At 51.8% G+C, this 25,414-nt stretch carries 22 protein-coding genes; 6 read left to right on the top strand and 16 right to left on the bottom strand.

What is annotated here, in order from left to right:
* Positions 1-1,188: an alpha/beta hydrolase family protein gene (locus tag AN477_RS06350; RefSeq protein WP_054968328.1), complete on the bottom strand. Its 1,188-nt coding sequence runs from the start codon at positions 1,186-1,188 to the stop codon at positions 1-3.
* 278 nt (positions 1,189-1,466) lie between these two features.
* Here AN477_RS06350 and AN477_RS06345 point away from each other — a divergent pair, with 278 nt between their 5' ends.
* Positions 1,467-2,633: an iron-containing alcohol dehydrogenase gene (locus tag AN477_RS06345; protein WP_054968327.1), complete on the top strand. Its 1,167-nt coding sequence runs from the start codon at positions 1,467-1,469 to the stop codon at positions 2,631-2,633.
* Between the two features lie 37 nt (positions 2,634-2,670).
* Entirely contained in the window at positions 2,671-3,096 is a 426-nt protein-coding gene (locus tag AN477_RS06340) for an SCP2 sterol-binding domain-containing protein (RefSeq protein WP_054968326.1), read from the top strand.
* 190 nt (positions 3,097-3,286) lie between these two features.
* Here the strand turns inward: AN477_RS06340 and AN477_RS06335 are convergent, their stop codons facing one another.
* Genes AN477_RS06335 through AN477_RS25835 form a run of 5 tightly spaced genes read right to left on the bottom strand, consistent with a single transcriptional unit; the run spans position 3,287 to position 9,983 of the window.
* Positions 3,287-4,558, bottom strand: a complete 1,272-nt coding sequence (locus AN477_RS06335) for an acetyl-CoA hydrolase/transferase family protein (protein ID WP_054968325.1) — start codon at positions 4,556-4,558, stop codon at positions 3,287-3,289.
* Positions 4,555-8,352, bottom strand: coding sequence for an AAA family ATPase (locus AN477_RS06330; protein WP_054968324.1), 3,798 nt, complete (start codon positions 8,350-8,352; stop codon positions 4,555-4,557). Before AN477_RS06330 ends, AN477_RS06335 begins: the two co-directional genes overlap by 4 nt.
* Complete coding sequence (locus AN477_RS06325) at positions 8,349-9,614, bottom strand: metallophosphoesterase family protein (RefSeq protein WP_054968323.1); 1,266 nt, start codon at positions 9,612-9,614, stop codon at positions 8,349-8,351. The genes AN477_RS06330 and AN477_RS06325 overlap by 4 nt, the downstream gene beginning before the upstream one ends.
* 5 nt (positions 9,615-9,619) lie before the next feature.
* Positions 9,620-9,850 carry a hypothetical protein gene (locus AN477_RS06320; RefSeq protein ID WP_054968322.1) on the bottom strand — a complete coding sequence of 77 codons (231 nt, stop codon included), beginning with the start codon at positions 9,848-9,850 and terminating at the stop codon, positions 9,620-9,622.
* Entirely contained in the window at positions 9,828-9,983 is a 156-nt protein-coding gene (locus tag AN477_RS25835; protein ID WP_157061845.1) for a sigma factor-like helix-turn-helix DNA-binding protein, read from the bottom strand. Before AN477_RS25835 ends, AN477_RS06320 begins: the two co-directional genes overlap by 23 nt.
* Positions 9,984-10,083: 100 nt before the next feature.
* Here AN477_RS25835 and AN477_RS06315 point away from each other — a divergent pair, with 100 nt between their 5' ends.
* The gene (locus tag AN477_RS06315) at positions 10,084-10,566 is read left to right on the top strand and encodes a glutathione peroxidase (protein WP_054968321.1); all 483 of its coding nucleotides are present in this window, start codon (positions 10,084-10,086) and stop codon (positions 10,564-10,566) included.
* On the opposite strand, the gene AN477_RS06310 is transcribed toward AN477_RS06315, so the two are convergent.
* The 4 genes from AN477_RS06310 to AN477_RS06295 all read right to left on the bottom strand — a co-directional run bounded on the left by AN477_RS06310 (position 10,560) and on the right by AN477_RS06295 (position 16,216).
* Positions 10,560-12,686 carry an ATP-binding protein gene (locus AN477_RS06310; RefSeq protein WP_157061840.1) on the bottom strand — a complete coding sequence of 709 codons (2,127 nt, stop codon included), beginning with the start codon at positions 12,684-12,686 and terminating at the stop codon, positions 10,560-10,562. The two genes, AN477_RS06315 and AN477_RS06310, sit on opposite strands and share 7 nt — an antisense overlap.
* Positions 12,687-13,215: 529 nt before the next feature.
* Positions 13,216-13,431: a hypothetical protein gene (locus AN477_RS06305; protein WP_054968319.1), complete on the bottom strand. Its 216-nt coding sequence runs from the start codon at positions 13,429-13,431 to the stop codon at positions 13,216-13,218.
* 94 nt (positions 13,432-13,525) lie between these two features.
* Positions 13,526-13,933, bottom strand: coding sequence for a hypothetical protein (locus AN477_RS06300; RefSeq protein ID WP_054968318.1), 408 nt, complete (start codon positions 13,931-13,933; stop codon positions 13,526-13,528).
* A gap of 171 nt (positions 13,934-14,104) precedes the next feature.
* Complete coding sequence (locus tag AN477_RS06295) at positions 14,105-16,216, bottom strand: S9 family peptidase (RefSeq protein WP_054968317.1); 2,112 nt, start codon at positions 16,214-16,216, stop codon at positions 14,105-14,107.
* 252 nt (positions 16,217-16,468) lie between these two features.
* On the opposite strand from AN477_RS06295, the gene AN477_RS06290 reads away from it, so the two are divergent.
* Positions 16,469-17,791, top strand: a complete 1,323-nt coding sequence (locus tag AN477_RS06290; RefSeq protein ID WP_054968316.1) for a GH1 family beta-glucosidase — start codon at positions 16,469-16,471, stop codon at positions 17,789-17,791.
* A gap of 95 nt (positions 17,792-17,886) precedes the next feature.
* Here AN477_RS06290 and AN477_RS06285 read toward each other — a convergent pair whose 3' ends face one another.
* Positions 17,887-19,248, bottom strand: coding sequence for an MFS transporter (locus tag AN477_RS06285; RefSeq protein WP_054968315.1), 1,362 nt, complete (start codon positions 19,246-19,248; stop codon positions 17,887-17,889).
* A gap of 3 nt (positions 19,249-19,251) precedes the next feature.
* Entirely contained in the window at positions 19,252-19,497 is a 246-nt protein-coding gene (locus AN477_RS06280; RefSeq protein ID WP_157061839.1) for a hypothetical protein, read from the bottom strand.
* A gap of 255 nt (positions 19,498-19,752) precedes the next feature.
* Between AN477_RS06280 and AN477_RS06275 the strand changes: the two genes are divergently transcribed.
* Positions 19,753-20,277 (top strand): YceI family protein, encoded by a 525-nt coding sequence (locus AN477_RS06275; protein ID WP_054968313.1) that lies wholly within the window; start codon positions 19,753-19,755, stop codon positions 20,275-20,277.
* A 79-nt stretch (positions 20,278-20,356) separates the two neighbouring features.
* Here the strand turns inward: AN477_RS06275 and AN477_RS06270 are convergent, their stop codons facing one another.
* On the bottom strand, positions 20,357-20,770 hold the full coding sequence (locus AN477_RS06270; protein WP_054968312.1) for a thiol-disulfide oxidoreductase DCC family protein: 414 nt from the start codon (positions 20,768-20,770) through the stop codon (positions 20,357-20,359).
* Entirely contained in the window at positions 20,767-21,783 is a 1,017-nt protein-coding gene (locus AN477_RS06265; protein WP_054968311.1) for a Gfo/Idh/MocA family protein, read from the bottom strand. The genes AN477_RS06270 and AN477_RS06265 overlap by 4 nt, the downstream gene beginning before the upstream one ends.
* Positions 21,784-21,909: 126 nt before the next feature.
* Between AN477_RS06265 and AN477_RS06260 the strand changes: the two genes are divergently transcribed.
* Positions 21,910-22,704, top strand: coding sequence for a YqjF family protein (locus tag AN477_RS06260; RefSeq protein ID WP_054968310.1), 795 nt, complete (start codon positions 21,910-21,912; stop codon positions 22,702-22,704).
* Here AN477_RS06260 and AN477_RS06255 read toward each other — a convergent pair.
* Positions 22,688-23,629 carry an oxidoreductase gene (locus AN477_RS06255; protein ID WP_054968309.1) on the bottom strand — a complete coding sequence of 314 codons (942 nt, stop codon included), beginning with the start codon at positions 23,627-23,629 and terminating at the stop codon, positions 22,688-22,690. The genes AN477_RS06260 and AN477_RS06255 overlap by 17 nt on opposite strands.
* Positions 23,630-23,988: 359 nt before the next feature.
* On the bottom strand, positions 23,989-25,338 hold the full coding sequence (locus AN477_RS06250; protein WP_054968308.1) for a C1 family peptidase: 1,350 nt from the start codon (positions 25,336-25,338) through the stop codon (positions 23,989-23,991).
* Positions 25,339-25,414: the final 76 nt, after the last annotated feature.

Below are 25,414 nucleotides of genomic sequence, written 5' to 3'. Positions count from 1 at the left end.
TCAAATCCTCGGTGTAAATTGTGTCACAGAATGATAGAGCCCTGATTCTGGTGGCAGCTTCCCGCCCTCTACCCATTGTTCCAAATGGTGCAACGCAGCCTCGTAATAAGGGAGCACTGGCTGCTGTTCACCCCGGTTGTCGCGAAGCAGTCCGTCTACATGGTTGCCAGCTTCAATTTCATATAGACGGTGCCACTGACCAGAGCCCGCTTCTAAGACCATCTCTTCGTATGCCTTTGCATTGTGACGGAAGGGGACCAGACAGTCCCAGTTTCCAGCCACAGACAAGAGCGGTTTCTCCAGTTTTCCAGTATTCGAAATCGGTGCGATCCGTTTGGCAAGGATCTCTCGCCGTTCCTCCCAAGGGTACCCGCAAAGGGGGGACGGATCGCGCAGCCATTCGTTCGACCAGTCACGCGCAAAAGGTTCCCACTCGGGATCAAGGTTCCTGCCGTACAGCCACAGAGAAACAACCCAGTAGGTCATAAAATAGGTTCCCCAGTAAGGCGCAGAATCAGGGTGTAGTCCTGCATCCTGAAGCCGCTCGAAGGCCCGGCTTCGTTCTTGGTTGGTTCTGTCGCCTCTCCAGTTCGCGTATACAGGATAGTCTTCAACGCAGACCGGCAGCAGGGTGAGCAAATGCCTCGTCTCCGGGTGCCATAAGACACCCTCCCACTCTACCCCGCCATCGTACCAGTCGGGATGGAGTTCAAGCATCCGTCTTGTAATGTAACCTCCGTTACTGACGCCGGAGATATAGATGCGTTCTGGCAGACGGTGATAGCTTTCCGACAGCAAGGAGAGCGCCTTCTCTTGCAATTGGCCGTAGGAATTGGTCCACTCCTCCATGCTTCGTGCAGGGTCGCGTAACACTAATCCCGGAGTCGCCTTATCACAAGCGGCAAAGGCGTACCCCTGCTGCAGGACAATATCAGACAACAGAAGGTCGAGGGCGTATTCAGAGCGGACGGCGGGTGACCCGCCAACCATCAACTTTCCATTCCACAGATCTGGATGAGGCATGCGGACGATAGCATTGGCGTTGCCCACCTTGCCTGTCCACACCGTCCCAGGGACTTGTTTTGTCACTTTTGGAGCAAGGGACACGAGTGCTTCGGCGTCAGGATGAGCACCATTCGTGGCAGTCGTCAGGTCGGCAACCTGGAGCAATTCACTGGTCGGTTCCACTTGTATCCGCCTCCCCTATCAACAAAACTTTCATCAGAACCGCTGTCTGACTCACTGTCTTCACCGTAACTGATTTGACCGATAGACCCAACTGACGTGACCCGGTAGTCTAAGCGAAAGTGCTTACATGATAATTATGCCACACAATCAATCTCACAGAGCACAGACAAAGTCTCTCTGTTCTCCGTCATTTCGTTCCGATAGAATCAGATTGTAGTGGTTTGAGAGCGATACGTGAAAGCGCATTCCCTAGTACGCAGAATAGGCGGTGAACACTGGTGCTTGAGGTCTATCAACATCACATTCAAACTCGCATTGTCAGCGGCGAGCGTGGTCTGCTGACACAGTGCGGGCCGGAACTGGAAGTCTTTCGTCACAGCCGCGCAGGACTCGTGACGGATAAGGTCATTGTATCGCTCGGATTCGTCGAGCAGCTTTCCCAGTCGCTCGGAGAAGCAGGTATCGAGTTAGTCAGCATCTTCTCTGAGGTTCCACAGGACAGCGACGTTGACACAGTGACACGTGTGGCAGATCTGTTTCAGGCTGCAAACTGTAATTTGCTCATTGCACTCGGAGGCGGAAGTGTCATTGACACCGCGAAGGCAGCGAATATTCTACTTACACATGGTGGAGACCTGCTTGACTACCAGGGGGCCGAAATCCTTACTTCTTCCTTGCTGCCTCTGATTGCCATACCAACCACTGTCGGGACTGGTTCAGAAGTGACTTCTGTGGCTGTCATTGCAGACCGGACAGATCACCGAAAGTTGACCTTCGTGGACAAATCGCTCGCACCAACCATCGCACTGCTCGATCCCGCCGTGACATCGTCTCTACCAAACGGGTTGCTCGCAATGACCGCGATGGATGCTCTTACACACGCCCTCGAGGCGTACATCGATGTGCTCCACAATCCGTTCAGTGACGCGTGGGCCGTGACAGCTGCCACGCTCATTCGTCAGAATCTGCAGACGGCCCTCGGTGACCCCGCTAGCGAGGTAACACAGTCAGCTCGGGCTTCTCTTCAGACCGCGAGTACGATGGCTGGCATTGCATTCCAGCACAGTATGGTTGGTGTTGTGCACGCCGTTGCACACGCGCTCGGCGGCGTTGCCGGTGTCCCTCACGGTTTGGCCAATGCCCTGATGCTGACGGAGGGGCTGCGATGTAATGCGGAAGTGGAAGGGACGCGTATCACAGAGATAGGCCGTCTCAGTGGGTTCGGCGGTGACGGTCAGGAGGCTGTCATTCAGGCGATCGATGAGTTCCGTCGAGACGTGCTTACATCAGCTGGGCTTCCGCTCACGCTGGCCGGTGCCAGAGTAACCGCGGATATGCTGCCACTGATTGTCGAACGTGCATCGGAGGACGGAACCATGATTTATAACCCGAAATATGTAGACGTGGATGAACTGGCCCAGATGGTGCAAAACGTCTTCGAATGATTCTCTGATTCATCCGCAAAAGACTGGAGGCGCAAACATGGCAAAGTTTTCGAGTTCAGAAGATGTGTACAACGTCCTCGGCACATTCTTTCGCGAAGCAGCAACAGATGACCAAATGGGACCCGAAATTCAAAAATCGAAACTGGTGATTCAGTTCACGTATACTGATCCAGACTCTCAAATCACCATCGATACGACTAATATCGCAGATGGACAATACTTTACCGTGATCGAAGGCGAGACAGATAAACAACCAGATGTCTCGCTGTCCATGAAGGCAGACGTGGCGAATCAGTTTTGGCTTGGCAAACTGAATCTTTTGATGGCACTCTCTCGCCGTCAAATGGTTGCAAAGGGGCCGATTCCAAAGATTATGAAGCTCCTTCCAGCCATCACCCCTGCGTATGCAAAATACCAGGCCTACCTCGAGCAGATCGGCAGATCTGACTTACTTCAAGTCTAGCGGAGCCGGATGAACTGAGGGGGTCAGTCGACTCCCGTGAGCAGACCCATGTTGCGAAGGTAGAGTGAAGGAACATACCGAGGAATGAGGGAGCTGCGAGTATATCCAGCTCCCTCATTGTGTGCCAGAGGACGCATGTATCCCCATCGATATCCGCAAGGGCTCGCTGAAACAGAACCACGCTAGAATCCTAGAACCCCGGCAGCATGCGCTTGGCGGCCTGGGTCAATTCTTCCCGGTTGTCTGGGTGCGCCACCGAGATGAGCTGTCGAGCCCGCTCTTCTAAAGTACGCCCATGCAGCTCTGCCACGCCATACTCCGTCACTACATACTGTACGTGGTTTCGCGTCGTGGTCACGGATGCACCCGGCGTTAAGACGGAGACAATCCTCGACTTACCAGACCTCGTCTGTGACGGCAGGGCAATAATTGATTTCCCATCCGGTGCCAGACTCGCTCCGCGAACAAAGTCCATTTGGCCGCCAACGCCGGATAACATTTGCGATCCGATACACTCCGCGACGACCTGCCCGGTCAAATCCACTTCCACAGCTGAATTGACCGACATCATCCTTGGATTGCGGCGAATGACGGCCGTGTTATTTGTATAGTCTACGGCTCGAATCGATACAGCCGGATTATCATCCATAAAGTCGTACATCGCTTGTTGTCCCAGTGCGAAGGCGGCAACAATTTGGCCAGGATCGGTCACTTTGTAATGACCTGTCACAACCCCTTTTTCAGCGAGAATGCGCACTCCGTCAGAAATCATCTCGCTGTGCACGCCAAGGTCACGGTGATGAATCAGTTGGCTGAGTACGGCGTCCGGGATTTTCCCGATGCCGAGTTGCAGTGTCGCTCGGTCCGGAATCAGTTCCGAGACATAGCGGCCAATCGAGTCTGTGAGCGGATCGGACGCCCGCGGTTCTGAAGCAGCGAGTGGTTCATTCCAATCGACACCGTAAGTAATTGCATCGATCGATAAGAGCGCATCTCCCATGACCCGCGGAACCGATGGGTTGATCTGTGCAATCACAATGTCAGCTTGCTCGATGGCAGCCAGTGTGGCCTCGATCGTCGGTCCAAGGCTCACGTACCCGTGTCTGTCAGGCGCGCTCACGTTAATGAGTGCAACATGTGGTCGAAACTCAGTCTGTCGGATAAACCAGGGGACTTCAGAAAGGAACAATGGAAGATATGAAGCCCGTCCATCGTTCACAGCTTGCCTGACGTTTGGCCCAATAAATAGAGAGATGTCCCGCACCCGGTGTCGGAGTGATTCGGTTATCCAAGGTGTTGGGCCTTCCAGATGAAGGTGAAAAAGGGACACATCCGTCAGGTTATTGCACCGCTTTGCAAACTCAGCCAGCAGTCCGTGAGGCGTATTGGCCATCCCTTGCACCCATACCCGCATCCCTGACGAAATGGATTGCATTGCTTCTTCCATGCTCACTCGCTTCATGCTGGTAAGCCTCCACTTCCGACCAAAGTGTGCACCAACACGCTGCTTCCTGCATCAGCCATAGCCGCAGCTGCTTCCACAATGGACTGGTGGTGCGTGAAGTAGAGAATCTGCGTTTTTTGCGCCAGCTGGTTGAGAACTTCAAGCGTCGCCTGTGTGCGGGCGTCGTCGAAGTGGACCAGGATGTCGTCCATAATGAGTGGAACCGGGCTGGCATTGTCCACGTGCTGCTCCACGAAGGCGAGTCGCAGGGCAAGGTAGAGCTGATCGCGTGTACCATCACTCATCTGATGAACCCGCCGACGTTCACCGATCGCGGTGATGGCCTCCAACACTGGCTCTGATCCGTCGTATTCAACGACAAGTTCCGTGTAATGACCGAGTGTCAGATGGCGGAACAACTCACTGGCGCGCTCAATCACAGTCGACTCATTCTGCTCCCGAAACTCTTCAATGGCCCGTCCAAGCAGGCGCCGAGCGAGTTCAAAGCGTAAGTATTCGTTCCAATAACGGTCAACTTCAGCCAGCTGGAATTCAGCCTGTTGAGCGGAGTCCGCAGCGTCCGACTTGTCTTCGTTCATCGCGAAAAATTGCTGGTTCAACTCCCAAAGGGCCCTGGTTTCAAGATCGCAGGTCTTTTTCTTCGCCTCATGAGATGCAGCCAACTCTTGCTCCAAAGATGGCAGGGCATCTATGCCAGGACCATGTTCAACTTCCGCGACCAGTTCGGCGGCACCCATACCATCGCCAACTCTGCGTAAACTGCTCTCAATCTGGTCAATCTCTGCACGTAGCTTTTTCTTCTCCTCCGACCTCATAACAAGAACCCGCAGAGCCTCATGATCCAGGCAATGGTATTTCTCCTTGTACCCAGCAACGACCGCTTCAAGAGCTGCTTTGTCTGACTTTCGTCGTTCGAGTTCTCCATGTAGTTTGCTGACCTGTTGCAACAACAAGCGGCGTTCCCGGTCCTCTTGGCCAGCCTCCGTCATCGCTGCCGTGAGATTTTCAACAAATCCACTGTATGAGATGCCGTCTTCGATATCTCGTCCAATCCGCTGTGCCAAGGAGGTAGTGTCTTGCTCAAAAGACGTACAGACGGCATTTGCACTCGCCATGGCGTCTTCGAGTCTGCCAATCTCCCGAGTCAGTCCAAACAATTCACGCAGCTTGTCCAAGTATCCTGTAACCACCTGCAGGTTCTCCGGCAGAAAAGGGTACGCAGCAGTGAACTGTGTCCACCGTTCCTTGGCTCCGGCGAAGTCTTCTTTCTTCAGCCGCCCTAACGCAGCCTCTTTATCTCGATTCGCTCTGAGTTCTTTATATTGCACAAGGAGTGCTTCACGCAGCTTCTCCTCACTGTCGACCTTGCCGATCCACCGAGTTGCGGCCGATATCAGGGAGCGCAAAGAATCGAACGTTCGAGATGCGCCGTGGGCTTCTTCAGGAGTGCCTTTGGGCTCCGCCTGAGATGCCTGTCCCGTTTCCGCCAGAGATACCATAACAGGCATCTGGCGAGTGGCTTTGAGCGCATCTCCAAGTTGCGCCATCAAAGAGTCCCGCAACACGGTGAGTTCGCCGATACGGCGTTCCAAACCCTGAATCTCGCCAATCTCTTTAATGAGCGGCCGATAGTAATCCGCCAACCAACCCTTCATCTCAACAGGAGACTTCGGCGTAACGCCACTGGTGCTCCACTCGTTCACCCATGCAGACTGTAAAGATTCGTGTTCCTGCGTCAATTTTTCGAGTTCACTGTTGAGCCGTGACAGCACATTTTCTGTTCGTTCCCTCTGCAGTTGAAACTGTGATAAGCGGGCAGACCTGTCTGATTCGCGCCGCATCCAATCAGCGACACTGTCTGCTTCACTGACGGCATCCTCAAAGGCCTCGGGCAAGGCCTTTCCGGCTGCGTAGGATTGCACTGCATCGGCGAGGGACGACTTCCCTCTGGCGTCATCATCTGTTTCCCCCAACCACGACGTGCGAATAAGCCGCCAGCCGTTATCCCTGTGCAGTCGAGCTGCAACAAGATCGGCTTCGACCGGAACGCGTCCTGAAAGTTCAAGTACGGCAATCTGGTCATTGATGTTTTCCAGTTCCGCGTACCGCTTGTTTATCTCACGCCGGGAGTCGGCAATCTGTTGTTCCGAAGCCAAAAATTTGTCTGCGAATTGAGCTACGGTTTCTCCGAGCGGAACAGGCATGCGAGCTAAACCCTCAAGTTGTCCGTTCCAGATGCTCTGACTCTGCAGTTGCCGTGTTGCAGCTTCTCGTTTCCCCTTCATATCTCGCTCAAGTTGAACCAAAGTCGATTCGAGGTCACCAGAGCGCTGTACTTCGTCAAGAACTTGGCGCAACGGACTCAAATCAGGGCTTTGCGCGAGTTTCCCCAGTTCCTCCTCGCGGTGCCTGATGTCCTGATCCAATTTCACAACGTTATCACTGGCTTGCTTCAGTTCGCGAGCAAGTTCTGTCCACAAGATGGCAAGTTGACGAATCTCGAGGTCATCTTTCGCAGGAATCCATAGCTTGTCCACATCGCCAAAGTCTACGGATGGGGCCAGATCGCGGGCCATCTCCCGAGCCTTCGACTCTTCCGCTTCAATTTGTTGCTGTAACCGGGGCACTGTTTTAGCGGCCTCAAGATACTGCTCAATCCTTCGATTGAGGCTGTTAATCGCCCCGGAGGCATCGAGCAACGCCGAGTCCACATCAATGGACTCCAGCGACTCTGTGGCAGTCTTCAGATCCTGCGTTTTTTCATGAATCTGTTTGTCCGCTTGTTCGAGCCCTGCAACATCGCTCTGAATCCGTCCATCCATCTCCGGTGTGAGTTCGACTGCATCCATCATGGCGTCGAGTCGCAGTTTGGCATCGTTCAGGTTCGCAACAAAATGACGGGTACGCGAAATGCGTCGTAACTGATTGCCACGCGTCTCAAACTCTTTTAGCTCTCTTTGCAGGCTTTCGAGCAGGACCTCTTTGACGGCGATCTCGTTTTTCAAACGGTGCCAGTCTTCACCCCGAAGGCTGTTTCGACGTGCCCCGTCTTTCAGGTCCTTGTAGGCACGCCATGCAGCATTGAGGGCTTTCTTAGAGTTCGATCGGAAGCCTGTATCGAGCAGAGCATCCGTCCGGGATGACAGCTCAGTGAACACGTTCTGCAGAAACTGAATACCGCCGCCTGCCTCAAACAGGGATATCCCTGCATGACCGCCAGATTCGAGAAGACTGTCTCCACCGATTCGCAGTCGGTCGTGATTGAAGCCAAAGAGAAGCGTATACCGCTCTTTATCCAGTCCGCCAAGGAGCGAGAGGACGACCTCTTCTGGGATGTCTCCTTGTGCATCATCGCTGAGGACGAGGTTGCTGTAACGCTTTTTTCGCACGATGGCAAGCTCACGAGGTGACACCGGCAGTGCTGAACCAGAGGTCCCACCGGTACCTCGTGATTCACCCGCCGCTGTACTCGTCCCCGTCCTAGGTCCTCCTGCCTCTTCGCTGCCTGCATCCCACGCGGTTGATGCGTCTCCGGCTGCCACCTCGTCTGCAGAGCCATCATGTCCCGCTTCGAGGACGCCGGCAATCCTGGATTTACTGCCGTAACTGTCCTTAAATGCGTCATCAATCTTGCCGCCAAACAACAGGTCCACCAAAACACGCAGAATGGTGCTCTTACCGGCTTCATTCGGGCCATAGACAATATGTAGACCTGCTTGTGCTCTTCCGAAGTCGAGTTCAAACTCGTCAAAGTGCAGGACATTTTGAATGCCTAGTCTGCGGATCCTCATTGACGAATCCCTCCCTTAGCCAAGATCGTGAGCAACAGGTCTTCTGCATCGCCAAGAAGTGTATCGAGGTCGGCTGCGGACTCTACTTTTGTCGCATCAGCCGTCTGCAGGTAATCGCGAAGATTTCCTTGCAGGACCTTTGTATGGCGAAGGAAGTCGGCGATAAAGACGTCGTCTTGCTTGGCGGATTCGAGCGTACGCAAGAGCAGACTGCCAAGACCGTGTGGATCTGCAGCAAGAGTGCCGTGTCCCGTCTTCTGATGGGAGGTGTCAAACTTGACCTTTTCGATCCATACGCGTTCGCCGCCCACAACCGCTGCCGCATTCTGAATTTCATGAATGTACCGCTCGGGGTCTTCCAAAATCTCACCGTGGATCTCCGTTTCCCCTTCACAGATGACCCTGAGTGCCAGGCGGCAGTCCAGGTTGGCATCGGCGATTTCGCCGACAGCGCTTTGAACTGCAACTGCAAAGTCATCCGAGTTCGACACTTCAGAGAGGTCCACAGTGCAGGTATACCAACGCAGGACGTCGAGGTTGCGATGCTCCAGACTGACGGCCAGCCCGTCGACTGTCACAACCGTGCAACCTTTCTCTCCCTCTTCCCGGATGTGCCGTCCCTGAATGTTGCCCGGGAACAGAATGTAGGGGTCTTCGTGCAATAGCTGCCGTTTATGGATGTGTCCGAGTGCCCAGTATTGGTAGCCCTTTTGCACCAGTTCATCCACTCGACAAGGTGCATATGGTTCGTGACCTTCCTGCCCTTCAGCCGCCGTGTGCAACAGGCCAATATTAAACATCCACGGCTCTGCAGGCGGATACCCCGCAGCTAAGTTCTCCGTCACCGCCCGCGTGGCAAAGCCCTGCCCGTGAATTGCGACAGCGAGATCGTCCAGAATGACGGTCTCTGGCATATCCGTACGGAACTCTTTGACATTGTCCGGGAGGGTGAGGCGCCTCGAGATCTGACTTTGTGCGTCGTGATTGCCGCGAATGAGAAAGACGCGGATCCCGTGTTCGCGCAAACGCGCCATGCTCTTCGTAAAAAAGAGGCCAGTCGTGTAATCTTCCCAGTCCCCGTCATAAACGTCACCAGCAATTAATACAAAGGCAACCCGCTCGGCGATGCAGAGGTCGACGAGGTTCTGCAGTGCCTTGCGTGTTGCCGTTCGAATCTCCTCTGTGGGAGCGTCAGCCAGCGCTGACAGACCGCGAAGGGGGCTGTCCAGATGCAGATCGGCAGCGTGAATGAATTTAAACACGATTCTCACCTCATGACTCTTCGTTCACGAATGTTGTTTCTCAAGACTTCGCGAACAAGGTGAGTTTCACCTGCCGGTACTGATCGTATGGTTATCCAGATTCTACAAAGAGTTCCCGAAACCGGGCGTTCCATAGCCGTTCTATCTGAAACTAGTTGGAACAGTTCCGCCTGCAAGTCCTCGTTCAACCCCGCAAGTGCACGTTCCAGGTCCTCATCGCGTTGTTCCACTTCCAAAGGTGCCGCCTCCCTTCTCCAGGTCAAGCAGTCGTTCCCGCAGCCATCGACGCCCGCGCCATAACCGATTATCAACGGCACTTCTTGAGATACCGAGCTCCTCTGCAATCTCGGTGGGAGATGTGTGAAGCAGATCACGCCAAAATTTATTTGACCTTTCAGTTGGTTTTCGAGAAACTGATGGTACAACAAGGTGACTTCATCTACGGCTGAAATCGAAAGGAGAGCATCCAGTGAGCGTTTACGAGTTTAACGTACCAACAGCATCTGGTGAGGAACAATCGCTTGAGGCGTACCGCGGGCAGGTTCTGCTCATTGTGAACACGGCAAGCAAGTGCGGCTTTACCCCGCAGTACAAAGGGTTGCAAGAGCTGCATGAGGCGTACCACCAACAAGGGTTCTCTGTCCTTGGCTTTCCGTGTAACCAATTCGCCCACCAAGAACCTGGGACCAACGAAGAGATTCAACAGTTCTGTCAAACCAACTATCAAGTCACGTTTCCTGTATTCGCCAAGATTGATGTCAACGGTCCGAATGCACACCCTCTGTACAAATACCTTACGCAGTCAGCAAGAGGCGTCCTTGGCACTGAGGCAATAAAGTGGAATTTTACAAAGTTCCTTGTTAATAAAAATGGTGAGGTTATCGAGCGGTTTGCGCCGAGTACTGCACCAGAAGCCATTCGGGAGCGTGTAGAAGCCTTGCTTCCTCAGTGATAAAGTGCCACTCTGCCAACTGATATCCCTTGGCTTTCCATGCCTTCCGCTAGCGACCCGTTTTGCTCTGGTGCCGCAGATGGGTCGCATGCAGCGGAGTCCAACTTTGGCAAGAAAATGCTGACCAGCGTTCCCTCCGGTGACGAATCGTATTGAATACGTCCATGATGTCGGTCGACAATCCTGTGACACACCATGAGTCCCAACCCCGTCCCCTTATCCTTGGTCGTGTAGAATGGTTCTCCGAGACGAGGAATGACGTCTTTTGGAATGCCTTTCCCTGTGTCACGGATATAAATCGCGTATTCCGTGGCCTTGCGCTCCAATCGAAGTGAGATAGACCCACCGTCAGGTGTTGCCTCTAGCGCATTCTTGACCATGTTGGTACACACCTGTTTCAGTTGGCCTTCAATACAGTAAACAAGGCCCTCTATTGGTTCTGATTCAAGCGTTAGAACAACACTCTGCATAAGTGCCTGCGGCTCCATTAAGACCACTGTACTTTCTAGGATGCGGTTCAAGTCGTAGACGCCCCAGGCATCCGCCTGAGGTTTTGCAAGCATCAATAACTCAGAAGAAATTCGTTCGATATTGGCCAATTCTGCGTCAATGATCTCCTTATAACGAATCAGGGTTGTCACATCGACCTTAGGCATTAACTGCATAAAGCCCTTGATGGCTGTCAGCGGGTTGCGGATTTCGTGTGCAACACTTGCAGCCAGTTGGCCTGCCACAGCGAGCTTCTCCGATTGGCGAACCAACTCTTCTGCTGCAATCTCTTCACGCAAATCTCGAACCATCACGTAAAAGCCAACTGGCCTACCATCGACAACGATGGGGACGTTCGTTGTGGTGACGGGGATTTTGGCCCCATGCTTGTCCACCAGAACAACCTCCATGGATGGAAGTATGTGCCCGAGGCGTGCAGCCTCAAGTGCTTTATGGACAACCAGTGCTTGCCCTTCATCACGAATGACCAAGCCTGGCGTGCCAATCAATTCTTCTTTGCGATAGCCAGACAACAACTCGAAAGCTGGGTTCACATCGAGAAACACTCCATCCAAGTCAAACTCACAGATACCCATCGCATTTCGTTCAACAATGGATTTCGCACGCTGTATGCCCTCATTCATGCGGCGTTCCATATTCCGTATCTCTGTGACGTCCTGGGTTGTGCCTACGTATCTCAACGCAGAACCCGACTGATATGGAAGCGCCAAGCCCCGGACATGCATCACCCGTTCCGAGCCGTCCGGGAGGCAGACCCGATAATTCAGGCCGTTCGGAGATGGACCTTTCCGAAGGTTTTCTGCCCACAGTCGCAGAGCGGCCCGGTCATCCTCATGAACGTATGTGTAAAGAAACTTTTCCAATGTCAGGTCGTCAAACGAAATCGGCCAAAACAGCTGTTTCAATTGCTTTGATGGGATGAAACGCCCGCTTTGAAGAATCCATTCCCACGACCCCATTTTTCCGATCTCTTGTGCCTGTGCAAAAATTGAATTGAGGCGTTCCAACTTGCGGCGTTTCCGTGCCTCCTTCAGAACCGACTCCACCGCAACCACACAGAGAAACAGCCACATAGCGTGTACCCCAATGTTTTCGAGGTCGGCCCAACCATTGTAAAAGCCTGTATAACCCACTGTTACCGGTCGAGCTATGCTGTGATACGGAGCGATGAGCAGCCTGATTGTAACTAAGACCACGGAAAACAAAATGGCTGCCAGCATCCTCCTTCGTGGTTGCTGGCGTCGAAACCAGCCTGACATTAAAATGGCGAGGCCTGTATAAATCAGCATGGACAACGTGAGATTTTCGTTGCCGCCCAGCACACTCCCAAGGAGTATTTGTCCTAACAAGAAAACTGCAAGAGATAAAAGACCATCCGCCCATCCTCCGTACAACGTACAGAGAACAATCGGGATCCCTCGAAAATCCACGGATACCCCTGATATTTCCACGGGCAATACTGCATAAAAAAGTGAAACCAGTCCTGCTAAGACGCTGACTAGGGCATGGTTCCATGCTTTGTGCACTGAAGGAATTCTGGAGAAGATAATTTCATACACAGCCAACGGTAATGCCAAGAGCGCAATCCGAACTATAACCTGATTTTCCATCAATATCGGTATCCCTCAGTTTCACCCGATTCGATAAGTCATACAGCCTGAAATGTCATTCAGGGTGCTCCTCATCGTCCATCCTGTAAGTCAAAATTATACGGGACTGCACCCATCTTGAAAACAACACCAAAAGCAATAAACGGAGCCCTTTCGGGCTCCGCTGTTTGGTCTGAGGCCACATTCCTGTTTGTCGAAAAGGAGGTGGTGTACGGTTGGAGGAGGGTTTTATCCGGTTGTTGGTGTACCTCAGACCTGCTATATCATAAGTAGGTTGTTCGCTCGGAGAAACCGGCAGGTATCTCGTAGGACAAGCTCCTATTCATTTCAATCGCAGTTCACGCTTCCGTTTTGCTTTACATAAACTCAAAGCGGAGGATCCGTGACATACAGCGTTTTCTTACTTGTGATCTGTGAACTGGGCACTTGCAGAATCGGTTTGAGCACTCTGTCTGACGACCTCCATGGGAAAAGGGGTACGGCTGCCACCGTACCCCTTTTCAACTGGGCACCTTCAGAATCGGTTTGATTAGTGTCCAACCCGGATGGCCTGAATCTTGTTGATCTCGATATACGTCAAGCCGCCATCAAAGCCACCACCAGAGAATGCTGCGAAATGACCTGCGCAAAACTGGAAGTACGTCGATACAAACCCCGAGTGGTCAAACCAGACATACACCGGAGATCCAGGTGCCAGTCGACCGATAATGCTTGCAACACCGCTGTTTCCACCGTTGTAGTACATCTTTAACTCCCCCCTTTCTCCTTGGACTTGCTATAACATATTCAAGTTCCAGCAAAGGGGTTGGAGGATTGTCCATTCCTAGTGCCTTTACGCTTTAAAACAAACGCTTGTACCACTGCAACAGCCCCTCTTCGATTGCGGACTGAATGACTTTATCTGGTTCGTCTACGGCCCAGTCGCGCCATTCGTGGATGGTGCCTTCACCTTGAAACGCGACGCTTAACTTTGATTGGGTTGCAGAAAGTGTCACCACCAACACGGCCACCTGAGACAGTGAGATAAAGAATCGCTCCGGATTAGACGATTGCAGCATGAGCGCATCGTCGGCCTCAATGAAGTCCTTAACAGTTTTCTCGACGATACCGTGAAGCCGTTTCAACTGCCCTTGATCCACGTTTCTCGGTTCGGTATTTTGCAGGCGTGCCGCGCGTTGATTCTGGATTTCCTTCATGTGTCGATGTAACGCGGATGTTTGCTTTTCACCTTTTTGACTCCGACTCATTGTTGTCCCCCCTTTCAAACAGCACCTTGGTCGACACTATGCAGATACAACTTGTCGTGTGTGGACAAGTTGCACAGTTGCAAAAAAACAGCAGGCCGAATTGGCCTGCTGTGAATATACGAACCATCAAGATTTATGACATATTTCCTGAAGCACTGCTTTTCACACCGTCTATAGACCTAACTCCCGGCTTAAAAAGCCGGCGATCTCCTCCAACCGCACGACTCGATGCCAAGGTTTCCCGCCTCGCGACAACCCGTGGCTCTCCTCCGGGAACCGAACAAATTCTACCGGGACACCCCGTAATTTTAAAGCAATGTAGAACTGCTCACCTTGATCAATCGGACAGCGGTAGTCGTTCTCCGAATGAATGATAAGTGTACTTGTCTCCACCTGATTGACATAGGTAATTGGGGAAATACGCATGTATAATTCGGGATCATCCCAAGGTGCTTTCCCACCGAATTCCTCAGCAGGAGTTGCAAAGCCGACGTCACTGGCCATCATGGAATACCAGTTGATAACAGCACGCATCACCACAGCCGCTTTGTAGCGTTTGGTGTGTCCAATCGCCCATGCTGACATGAATCCACCGTAACTTCCCCCCGCAATGCCCACTTGCTCTGCACACAGGGGATATCGTGCCAGTGCCGCATCTGCGAGCTTCTCGACGTCCTTGAAGTCGAGGTTGCCCCAGTCCATTTCGATGCACGATGCAAAGTCCTGTCCATAACCCACGCTGCCGCGGGGATTGGTGTAGATGACGGCCATCCCGTTTGCGGCAAGAAGTTGAAACTCGGAGAAAAATGCATCGGCATACATCATTGCGGGCCCACCGTGCACCTGCAGAACTGTGGGATATCCCTTTTCGGATGCAGGTTCAGAGGGGAACATCACCCAGCCATCGAGCATCAAACCATCACTTTCAAACTCAAATCGCTCCGGAGTGGACAGTTCGACCGATTCCAAAAACCTTTGATTCCAGTCGGTCAACAACCGCGGCAGATCCTGTTCTGCCTCATCTGCCTGCGTCTGCTTCGAATACTGAACGTATACGTTGGCGGGGTCGGTCGCTGTCCCGATAGTCAGGACCAGTTCTTCGTTCTTGGCATCCCATGAATAAGACAGTACACAGTGGTTACCCCTTGTTAGATATTCCACTGAACCTGTATCAACGGCAACGCGGACAACTTGAACCGTCCCTCTCCGACTGAGCAGTGTGTACAGGAACCTGCCATCGGATGACCACTCCAAGGCATCGCTCGTATTGGTTCGCGTATCGGCAATCGACCGGTTCTCGAATATCTCATCCGTGTCTTTTGTCAGCCAAGTGACTTGTCCTGATGCCACGTCATACAGATACAGTCCGGTCAGGGTTGTCGCACCCCGCTGATGGTTTTCCCCTTTGAACCCTATCTGCTGTCCATTCGGCGAGTACTTAGGCTTGGCGGCAGCGTGAAAAGTTGGTGTTAAGCAACGCATCGCAGAAACAGGAACCGGCTCCATACCGTCCCTGGTGTCCGCATGTGGCAAGGAAATCTCATACAGATGTTGCTCGAAAGTTTTTTCGGCATCTGGATGGATATTCGTCGCAACTACCAAGGTTCTGCCATCTGGCGAGAAGTCAAACGAATCAATATCAAACTCCCCATGCGTTACTTGAACACACGGGAACAGGATTTTCAGATCTTGACCCTTGTCGGGTATCATTTTGCTTCCGGCTGCAAGTTTCCTCAGGTCTACAATATGGAGGTGCCCCCGCTTGTCACCAAAGAAGCCGACGCCGTCAAGTCGGTAAAAACTGCGTTGAATCTTCCGAACGTCCTTGGTGAACTTTTCGCGCGGAGCTTCATTGGCACTATCCTCGGGTGCTTTGGATCGGTTTGTCATCTCGACCTGTGCAACAAAAGCAATCTCTGTTCCATTCGGGCTCCATTGAAAGAACTCGACGCCCTCCTTGATGTCTGTGACAACGACAGCTTCCCCGCCTGCTTCAGGCATCACATACAGTTGCATTGCATCACGGTTACGGTTCGACAGGAACGCGAGCCAACGGCCGTCCGGGGACCAAGCAGGCGCGGTTTCAGACTTGCTGCTGTTTGTAAACAGTGATTTCGAACCATCCTCTGTTGACACCATCCAGATATGCGACCGATATGTATTTTCCTTCTCATCGACCTGCTGAACCACGACCGCAGCCTTAGGTTGACTTGGATGGCGTGCGTTGTCACCGACCAACTCAATCGAGAAGATATCTTCTGCAGTAAGTTTGCGTTTGTCCATCGTAACATCTCTCCTTTGTACAAGGTCTGCGAAACGGGGCCAGCGAAACGGGATCATCTCGTATGTAACCTGGCACTTAGAAACATTGTACACATCAGAAAGGTCTGAATATATAGCTTGGATAAAATCAACTGCTTATCAAGCAGTGCAATCAGACTGTGTATCGGAGTCACCTCCACCCGATTCAATTCTTCGGGTGCTATACTCAAACCAAGGCGAGCCGTGAGACTTTGAGGGGGGGGAATAAGCAGAGTGACGAGCATACCAAAAGACTTCTTGCTTGGCGCTGCTACTGCAGCCTATCAAATTGAAGGTGCCGTGGACGAAGACAACCGCGGACCGTCCATCTGGGATGTGTTCAGCCATACACCCGAGCGCACAAGAAATGGAGATACTGGTGACGTCGCATGCGACCACTATCACCGTTACCAAGAGGACATCGCGCTGATGAAGCAAATGGGCCTTAGTTCATACCGGTTTTCCCTGGCCTGGACGAGGTTGTTCCCGACCGGATCGGGCACACTCAATGAAGCCGGACTCGATTTCTATCGCCGCTTGGTGGACGGGCTGCTTGAAGCGGGAGTTCAGCCTGCAGCTACGCTCTACCACTGGGATCTCCCGCAAGCATTGATGCAACAAGGCGGATGGACGAACCGTGAAACAGCAGACCGATTTGCAGACTATGCGCATACGGTCTTTAAGAGTCTTGCCGATCTCGTTCCCATGTACATCACCCTCAACGAGCCTTGGTGCAGCAGTGTACTTGGTCATTTGTTTGGCGAACATGCACCTGGTCTCAAGGACCTCGGTGCAACACTTGCTGCATCTCATAATCTGCTTCGAGCGCATGGACTGGCGGTTCAGGCGTTTCGGGACGAGCATCTAAAATCATCCAAAATTGGACTTACGAATATCTTGACAAATATTGAACCTGCATCCGACAAACCAGACGACCTCGCTGCTGCCGCGAAGGCCGATGCGGTACTCAACCGTTGGTTTCTCGATCCGGTTTTTCGCGGTTCTTATCCAGCTCTCTTGGAATCATTTGGGATTGACAAGCTTGTCCAACCAGGAGATCTCGAATCTATCAGCCAGCCCATTGATTTCCTCGGGGTGAACTACTACCAAACGAACATCATTCGAGCCAATCCGGCCGATCCGTTGCTCGGTGCCGCGCTTGACCAGCCGAGAGGCCCTCGCACCGCAATGGATTGGGGAATTGCTCCAGAGGGATTGCGCAGTCTGCTGAATATGCTGCAACGCGATTACCCGGAATTGCCCATCTACATTACAGAGAGCGGGGCAGCTTTTGACGACCATGTTGTGGATGGAATCGTTCAGGATCCAAAACGGATCGAATACATCAAAGGCCATCTCAGAGAGGTTTTGCGTGCCCGCCAAGACGGGGTGGATGTGCGCGGCTACTTTGTCTGGTCTCTGCTCGATAATTTCGAATGGGCGTTTGGTTACGACAAGCGCTTTGGCCTGATCTATGTCGATTACAAAACACAAGACCGAATCTGGAAAGACAGTGCAAAGTGGTATCAAGAGATTATCCAAACGCGCCAGCTTTAAATGGGGTTCAGAGGTAACTGATGTTTCATCTAAGAAAGCCCCGTTGTGAAGGCCCCTTTGATTACCCAAGGGGCCTTGCACGTTGGTTTTCAATGTCAGGACACCGTGTTCCGCATTGCAAGCTGTTCTTGATTCAGCCGTACCTGCTGCTTTCGCAAGGGGTAAAACATGAAGAAGACAATACCGACAACGAGACAAATCATCGGCAGCAACGCAATCAGAAACCGGAAGCCAAAGAGTGCAGAGGCGGGTTGCTGCCCTGTGTGCGTATATCCCGTCAAGACCAGCACTAATGTGGTTAACAGAGCTTGTACTGGTGTATTCAAGCTGATAATCAGCCCGTGAATGCTGTAAAACATTCCTTCCCGCCGTCGGTCCGTGGCGAGATGATCAGCGTCGATGACGTCTGAGATGAGTACATCGGTCAACATCAGGACCCCCGACAACCCAACTCCAATAAAAAGTCCCGCTATTACAGCCGCAATATAGGTCTTCGCAAAAATGAATGGAATCAGAGCGAGTCCAAATAAGATGATAGCTGACATTTCGGCGGCAAAGGCCCCAATCTTCGGGACGATGACACCCCAAACGTAAACCAGTGGAAGAGCGACGACAAGGGTTCCCAAAAGCAATATGGACTGTTGCGTGCCACTAATGCGAAGGTTGTATTTCGCGTAGAATGACAGGTCAGCGGTTAAGAGTGTAAATCCCAGTTGAACAAAGAAACGCATACCGATAAATGACATGAAAGCTCGATTCACAAATGTGTATTTCAATGCCTGCAATACTGGCATCGGCCTGTCTTCCGGTTTCGCTTCCGTCTGATTTAGATATTCCCGTCGACGTCTCCTCAATTCCATGCTCGGTATCGTCGTTAGCAGCGTCGCAATACTCAGGACCCCGAATACGATGCCCATCATAGCCCAACCGATGTGTTGTGCAATCATGCGGGGGAGCGCCAAACCAGCCACCAACCCGATAATGCCAAACATCTGTTTCCAGGCTGAAGCGTAGGCACGTTCTTGTGAAGACTGAAACATCTCCGGGAACAGTGCAGACCAGTTCACCATCGTAAGGTTAAAGAGCGTGTCATACAAAATCGAGGTGACAAAAAAGTAGGCTGTAAATAACAACACATGAGAGGCAGGAAACGGTGCCAACCACACCAGCATAAATGTGATGCCAAGCGGTACTGCACCATAAACAATGAAAGGCACACGTCTCCCCCACCGTGATGTGGTTCGGTCTGACAAGTAACCCAGAAACGGATATAAGACAGTGGCATAAACGGCCTGAATTGTCACCGCAATACCAATCCACTCTGTGTTTCCTTTCAAGACATCCGTGTAATAAAATTGTACATACGTCCCAAATGCCAAACTCACCAGGTTTGCCGGGATGGAACCGCTGGTGTATGAGACAATTTTTCCTGTTGAAGATTTACCCTGTGTCCCCATCTGTTACACCTCTTCGTCATTTGAGTCATCCTTCCACACCAGCGCTATCAAGCCTTCAAACCCAAGCAGCAATAAAGGGTACAAAATAATTAGCAGCGGATAATACCAAATCGGTCGTCCCTGATAAACCAAAACGGCTAACACCAGCAAAAGAACAACCGCATTTCGTGCCATAAACTTGCGGCTTAGGACATGGGTTCGAAAATGTCGCATGGTCTCCTGCTTACTGTTTAATCTCAACTTACGCATAACAACACCTCGCAGAACTTTCCGGAGTTTAGCAGCTGATAATCTGTGACTTGATCCAGTCAAACGTCCATCGGCGTGTGAAACGGGATCACCCTCCTGTAAACCCCGACTTCACTTTCCACAAAAAATTTTTAACTAACCTATTGTGCATAACTAACAAAATGTAATATAATACTCTTGTGTTTAAGACAAAGGCAAATGACCTCGACACTGAGACATGCAAACTAAAATTCCCTTCTGAGGAGGACCACCAAAGTGGCAAATTGGACCTTAGACAAGACGCACAGCGAAGTAGGATTCAGCGTCCGTCACATGATGATTTCGAACGTACGAGGAAATTTCAACGAGTTTGACGCTGATGTGACATCAGACGGAGACGACTTGACGACTGCAAAAATTTCCGTTTCAATTGACCCAACCAGCATTGACACCCGCAACAGTGATCGCGATGCTCACCTTCGTTCAGCAGACTTCTTCAAAATTGAGGAGTACCCGAAGGTAACCTTTGAGAGCACAAGCCTCGTCCACAAAGGCGGCGACAAGTACGCGCTCGAGGGAAACCTGAGCATCATCGGCACAACGAAGCCTGTCACTTTGGACTGCGAGATTCAGGGGCCTGAGAAGGACCCTTGGGGCAACCAAAGAATCGGCGTTGTAGCAAGCGGACAAATCAACCGCACCGACTTCGGCTTGACCTGGAACGCTGCACTTGAAGCTGGCGGCGTGCTCGTCTCCGAGAATGTGAAGCTGAACATTGAGATGCAGTTTATCAAAGGCTGATTGCATCCACTTGCGTAAAAGCGCGGGCGACGAGCCCGTGCTTTTTTGTGCTTTGCCAAGCCCTCCCTGTGCTGGTGTTTTAGTCATCCACCAGGAATCGTGAAGAGATGTCGGCTGAGGGAACCATGCAGCTTTCTCTGCGGCCAAACCATCTGTACCGGTGGGCTGCGATGTATCGATAAACCCCGTCGCGAATCACAGAGGGAACAATCAGAAGCACAAAGGCGGAAGGCCACGGCCAACGCAAAAAATAGAGTGTTCGCAGGATAGCGCTCGATTCGGTGTACACCCGGCCTTCGTGAAACAGGATGACGCTGTTGAGAGACCGCCCATGTGATAAGGCCGCAGTCAACCTTTGACCGATCGCAGATTGGAGCGGTGCAAATCTCACCCTTGCCTCTGGATCGCGCTTGATAACGAACTTCACAGCTCCGTTGCAGAGATTGCAAACGCCGTCAAACAGAAGAATTGGACCCTCTTCGTCTGTCCTCACAGTGAGACAGTCTTCTGCTCGCAGGCAGACTTCAGCAGCGCTTCAATCGTACGCATGTTCATGAGAGTCTCAGCATGCGACATCACATCTGGTTTCCTCTCCGTAAAGACATAGTCTGCAAAAGCATCCACTTGACGCAGGTACTGATCCGTCCCGGGAACAACAAACCGTTCCACACCTGCTTCAGTGGACAGCATCAATACGGCATCAGCTGTACCTGGGACAAATGCCTTTGGGATTCGAATACTGCCCTTTGTGCCAACCACATCTACTTCATCACGAGGGGACTGTCTGAAACTGCTGTGGAACAGTGCCGTTTGTCCATCTCCGTAGTCCATCAGACCGAGGAAGTCATCGTCCACACCAGACCCCGAATTGACCAGCATACCGGATACCGCAACAGGTGGACGTCCAAGCAGATATTGACTGACGTTAATACAATAGCACCCAACGTCATAAAGCGATCCCCCGCCGTAGTCTTTCACCCAGCGGACGTCATTTGAATTCCCAAGGACAAAGGTAAAGGCACTCCTTACTGTCTTCACCTTGCCAATGGTTCCTTGTCGAATCCAATTGCGGACCGTCTCGTATTGCGGATGAAAGCGATACATAAAAGCCTCCATCCAGACAACGCCGGCTCGATTACAGGTATCAATGATTTCGTTGGTATCAGCTTCGTTCAAGGAAGCTGGTTTTTCACAGAGCACATGTTTTCCCGCGAGTGCTGAGCGGATCGACCATTCCTTATGAAGGTGGTTCGGCAGACCAATGTAAACAGCATCCACCTCAGGGTCTGCCAACATCTCATCGTACGAATGATACAGGCGCACAACGTCACGAAGCGGCTTACCAGACCTTGTCTTTAACTCTGTCTGTTCGAGGAACACCCTTCCTTTATCAGACGCACTGGCAATGGCAGTTACCTCGACTTTATCTGAACGAAGGGCTGCAGGTATGAAGGCCCTCTGTGCAATGTTTGCTGCACTGAGGATACCAAGACGCAACCTTTTCATCCGCCCATCTCCTCTCTACCGTCTGCGTGTATGACCGAATCCTCGTCGGAGCATACCATGTGTGCACTCATCTCGTGTCGTGATTCATATGATGCTAAACCTTGAGCCACAGGAGAGATCGCCTTCATGGAATCGCCTCAGGAGATACTCCAAAATACAGCACATCGTCCATACCCCTTGCCGAACGGTCCTTGGGTCATGCGACAGACATGGCGCCACCTGCTGTTTGCCCACTGGCCGGTACCAGCCGAAACCTTGAAGTCCATCCTTCCAAAAGGAATCGAACTCGATACTTACAATGGGCTAGCCTATGTCGGTGTACTTCCGTTTTACATGACGAACGTCCGCGTTCGGATGTTGCCGCAGATTCCTGGTGTCTCCTCCATGCCACAAATCAATATTCGGACCTATGTCCGGCGTGAAGATAAGCCCGGGGTATATTTTCTTGCGCTCGACACAAACAACCTGCCTACGGTTTTAATGACTCGTCTGACGCTCGGACTTCCGTATTATCAAGCTGAAATGAAGTGGAGTACAAAGCGGGACAACACCGGGACACGTCTCCAGTGCCATAGTACACGCCTTGGTTCAGCGGATCGGAAGCAGTCCCTGCGGGTCTCATTCGAACCGATTTCAGCTGCTGCTGAAACCGCTGATGGAAGTCTCGAACATTGGTTGGTAGAGCGGTATTGTCTGTACACCGTGCACCTGAATCGATTGCTGCGTGTAGATCTCCACCATAAAAAGTGGAAGATTCAGCATGCAACCGCGAAATTTTACGAGCATTCTCTGCTCGACACCTATCTTCACCGCGAGGGGCGTACCGAACGAGTGAAAGCCCCTCTTCTTCATTATGCACGCGAAATGGATGCCCTCATGTGGGCACCGCGGATTCTATCGCCGATTAATCCAGTGCGGTGAAACGGACATCCGTCAACTCCTCTGAAACCACCCACAGCCGCTTCGCTACCTCTTGATCCATAGACCGTTGATTCGACGAGACAACGCCCGGATAGCCTCGCATGCTGTTTTTGCCGCCTCGCGTCGTCGGCCCTATGTACTCGCCGCCTTGGAGACGAGGCTCTGTTGCGGCGTAAAGTGTGGGCAGAGCCCCCATCGATGCAGACTGGGCGAAGACATTTGCGAACCCTCCGATACCTTTTCCAAGCCACGATTTACCGAGGCCCATGCCCGCCGCGGTAAGGTTCGTTGCCGCGAATCCAGGATGACAGGCGATGCACTTTACGTCCGCCCCAATCTGTTCAAGGCGGCGCTGTAACTCGTAGGCAAACAGCAAATTAGCAAGTTTACTCTGGCCATAGGCCCTCCAGCGGCGATATCCATCAGCCCAGTTGAGGTTATCAAAGTCGATGGTGCCCATGTTGTGCGCAGCACTGCTGACCACCACAATTCGTGCCGAAGGTGTACTCAAGAGCGTGTTAATCAATCGCCCCGTGAGTGCAAAGTGACCAAGGTGATTCGTGCCAAACTGCAATTCAAAGCCATCTTTCGTTTGCCTGTGCGGCGGCGCCATGATACCTGCATTGTTGATGAGAATATCGAGCGTATCCCATTTCGACTGATATGCATCAGCGAAACTTTGAACACTATCCAGATCGGCGAGGTCAAGCGGCATGATCTCGACCTGTGCGCCGGATACTTCAGCTCGGATTCTCCGCGCAGCTTCATTCCCTCTGTCCAGATTACGAACGGCAAGAATCACTTGCGCACCTCTGTCTGCCAATACGCGCGCAGCCTCATATCCTATGCCGCTGTTTGATCCGGTAATGACCACCCGTTTTCCAGTCTGGTCGGGAATTTTGGTCACGTTCCATGTGCCTGCCATATCAATAACCTCCGAACCGAGTGTCTTTGACTCGTACAACCTTCAATAAACTTGTCCATCCTATGTAGTATCTGGTCTAAGTTTTATTTCTGATGTAAGTTGTATTTCTGAATTTCTATTTTCGAATTTCTATTTCTGAATTTCTATTTTCGAATTACAATGAGTCGCTCCTACAGTTAGGCACGAGTCCAGAATACACTTTACGGTCGCTTTTCGCGAGAAAACCTCCTTCGTTAAACTGTCTGTATCTCATCAAATCGTCATGAAAATACGGTGGACACGCGGTCCACCGTATCTGTCGTTTATTACTGTCCAGTGACAGCATGCCCGAATCATTCTTCGGGTAAAAGTGACACGTATTACGCCAGTGAGCCCATCGGATCCCACGGGTTCAAAACGGTCGGCTCTTGGTTCAAAATTTCGGCAAGTTCTGCGGAGAGATATTTGCGATTGACCACGATTTGGTACATATATTCATCAAACCATTTGTCACTCATCACAAAGAACCCTTCACTGCCGCGCTCTTTGCCCCAACTATTCTCCACCTTCCAGCGATTCGCTCGGCCATCCACCACATTTACGCCGGTGAAGACCATCGCATGCGTCATTAAACTCTCGCCGTAGTCGAGTCGTTCAGCTTTTGTCATTTCAAATCGAACGTCCAGCGCGCCCTCGTAGTCGAACACAGCCGTATCAAGAATGCCGCCCTCGCCATCCATCATCTTCCCTACGTCGCAGCCAAACCACACGGGTTCTCCGTCACTGAGCTGTGCAAGAGCAAGATTCTTAAAGGTTTCAATATCGACGTTCAGGTAACGTACGATACGCCCGCCTTCGACATTTCCGAGGTACTTCACAGTGTAGGTCTGGTTAAATGGTTTGTCAGAGGTCGGTGCATTGATTACGCTGACGTACTCGTGCAAATCGGTGCTGGCGTATTTACGGAGGAACTCTTGCGGCGACAGATCTGCATCGCGGTGGAACTTCTCATCCTTGTCGCGATACTCAAAATCAAATTTTGTCGGAGGCGTCCCAAGGAAATAGCAAAGCATCCGGTAGAATTCACCAAGCATCTGTTCCTTTTTCTGGCGTAATTCAGCAACAGCAGTACCTGTCTGGAAGGAAAGCCGCAAGACACTGGCGTGACTGCGTAATTTCTGTGTCAAGATTTGATTCATCTGCCGGGATGCACTGCTATGGAATGTCTCGGGCATCACGTACTGAGGTACAACGCCGTACTTATCAACGAGGTTGACAAACATATCCCATTGACCGCCGTCATTCAGCGGAGCCTGCAATAACCACTGCACAACCCGGCTGTCCGTTTCTTCTTCCAATGTATCTAGAACACGTTCCAAGAAGTAATTCGCCTTCTCAAACTTATCCCAAAACATTTGGTAACACTGAGATAGTTCAAACGGCTTGAGGTTGTTCGTCTTAGCCATGTCATGTCGGATGGTGTTGAGACCTGCAAACATCCAGCACCGTCCACTTTGTTTTTGGTTCGTGACGGGCCCAGTCTCAATCTCGGTACTGAATGTGAACTGCATGTCGATCAGAGCTTCGCGGTTGGTTGCCACGCTGTTAATCCCGTTCTTTGCAATCGCATTCATGCGAATCCGGTTGGCTGGCATCGCCCCGAATTCCTGCGCAAATTTCTCAATCATGGATGAGGAAATCCCTGTGGCAGCTGTAAGCGTATCTGACATTGTATCGACTCCTCTCAGTTGTGCTTCTATTTCGATTATACAGCACAATCCAACCAGAAAGGGCTCATAGGACAAA

Origin of the sequence: Paenalicyclobacillus ferrooxydans (genome assembly GCF_001399675.1) — a bacterium.
GTDB lineage: Bacteria > Bacillota > Bacilli > Alicyclobacillales > Alicyclobacillaceae > Alicyclobacillus_B > Alicyclobacillus_B ferrooxydans.
Note: the sequence above shows the minus strand (reverse complement) of the source record. Positions and strands in the feature narration are given on the sequence as shown.

What these genes read in the sequence shown, in the direction of transcription:
- AN477_RS06305 (WP_054968319.1), bottom strand. Translation starts at nt 13,431, where the DNA reads ATGTACTACAACGGTGGAAACAGCGGTGTTGCAAGCATTATCGGTCGA.
- AN477_RS06340 (WP_054968326.1), top strand. Translation starts at nt 2,671, where the DNA reads ATGGCAAAGTTTTCGAGTTCAGAAGATGTGTACAACGTCCTCGGCACA.
- AN477_RS06255 (WP_054968309.1), bottom strand. Translation starts at nt 23,629, where the DNA reads ATGGCAGGCACATGGAACGTGACCAAAATTCCCGACCAGACTGGAAAA.
- AN477_RS06265 (WP_054968311.1), bottom strand. Translation starts at nt 21,783, where the DNA reads ATGAAAAGGTTGCGTCTTGGTATCCTCAGTGCAGCAAACATTGCACAG.
- AN477_RS06280 (WP_157061839.1), bottom strand. Translation starts at nt 19,497, where the DNA reads ATGCGTAAGTTGAGATTAAACAGTAAGCAGGAGACCATGCGACATTTT.
- AN477_RS06300 (WP_054968318.1), bottom strand. Translation starts at nt 13,933, where the DNA reads ATGAGTCGGAGTCAAAAAGGTGAAAAGCAAACATCCGCGTTACATCGA.
- AN477_RS06310 (WP_157061840.1), bottom strand. Translation starts at nt 12,686, where the DNA reads ATGGAAAATCAGGTTATAGTTCGGATTGCGCTCTTGGCATTACCGTTG.
- AN477_RS06335 (WP_054968325.1), bottom strand. Translation starts at nt 4,558, where the DNA reads ATGAAGCGAGTGAGCATGGAAGAAGCAATGCAATCCATTTCGTCAGGG.
- AN477_RS06250 (WP_054968308.1), bottom strand. Translation starts at nt 25,338, where the DNA reads ATGTCAGATACGCTTACAGCTGCCACAGGGATTTCCTCATCCATGATT.
- AN477_RS06260 (WP_054968310.1), top strand. Translation starts at nt 21,910, where the DNA reads ATGGAATCGCCTCAGGAGATACTCCAAAATACAGCACATCGTCCATAC.
- AN477_RS06285 (WP_054968315.1), bottom strand. Translation starts at nt 19,248, where the DNA reads ATGGGGACACAGGGTAAATCTTCAACAGGAAAAATTGTCTCATACACC.
- AN477_RS06330 (WP_054968324.1), bottom strand. Translation starts at nt 8,352, where the DNA reads ATGAGGATCCGCAGACTAGGCATTCAAAATGTCCTGCACTTTGACGAG.
- AN477_RS06295 (WP_054968317.1), bottom strand. Translation starts at nt 16,216, where the DNA reads ATGGACAAACGCAAACTTACTGCAGAAGATATCTTCTCGATTGAGTTG.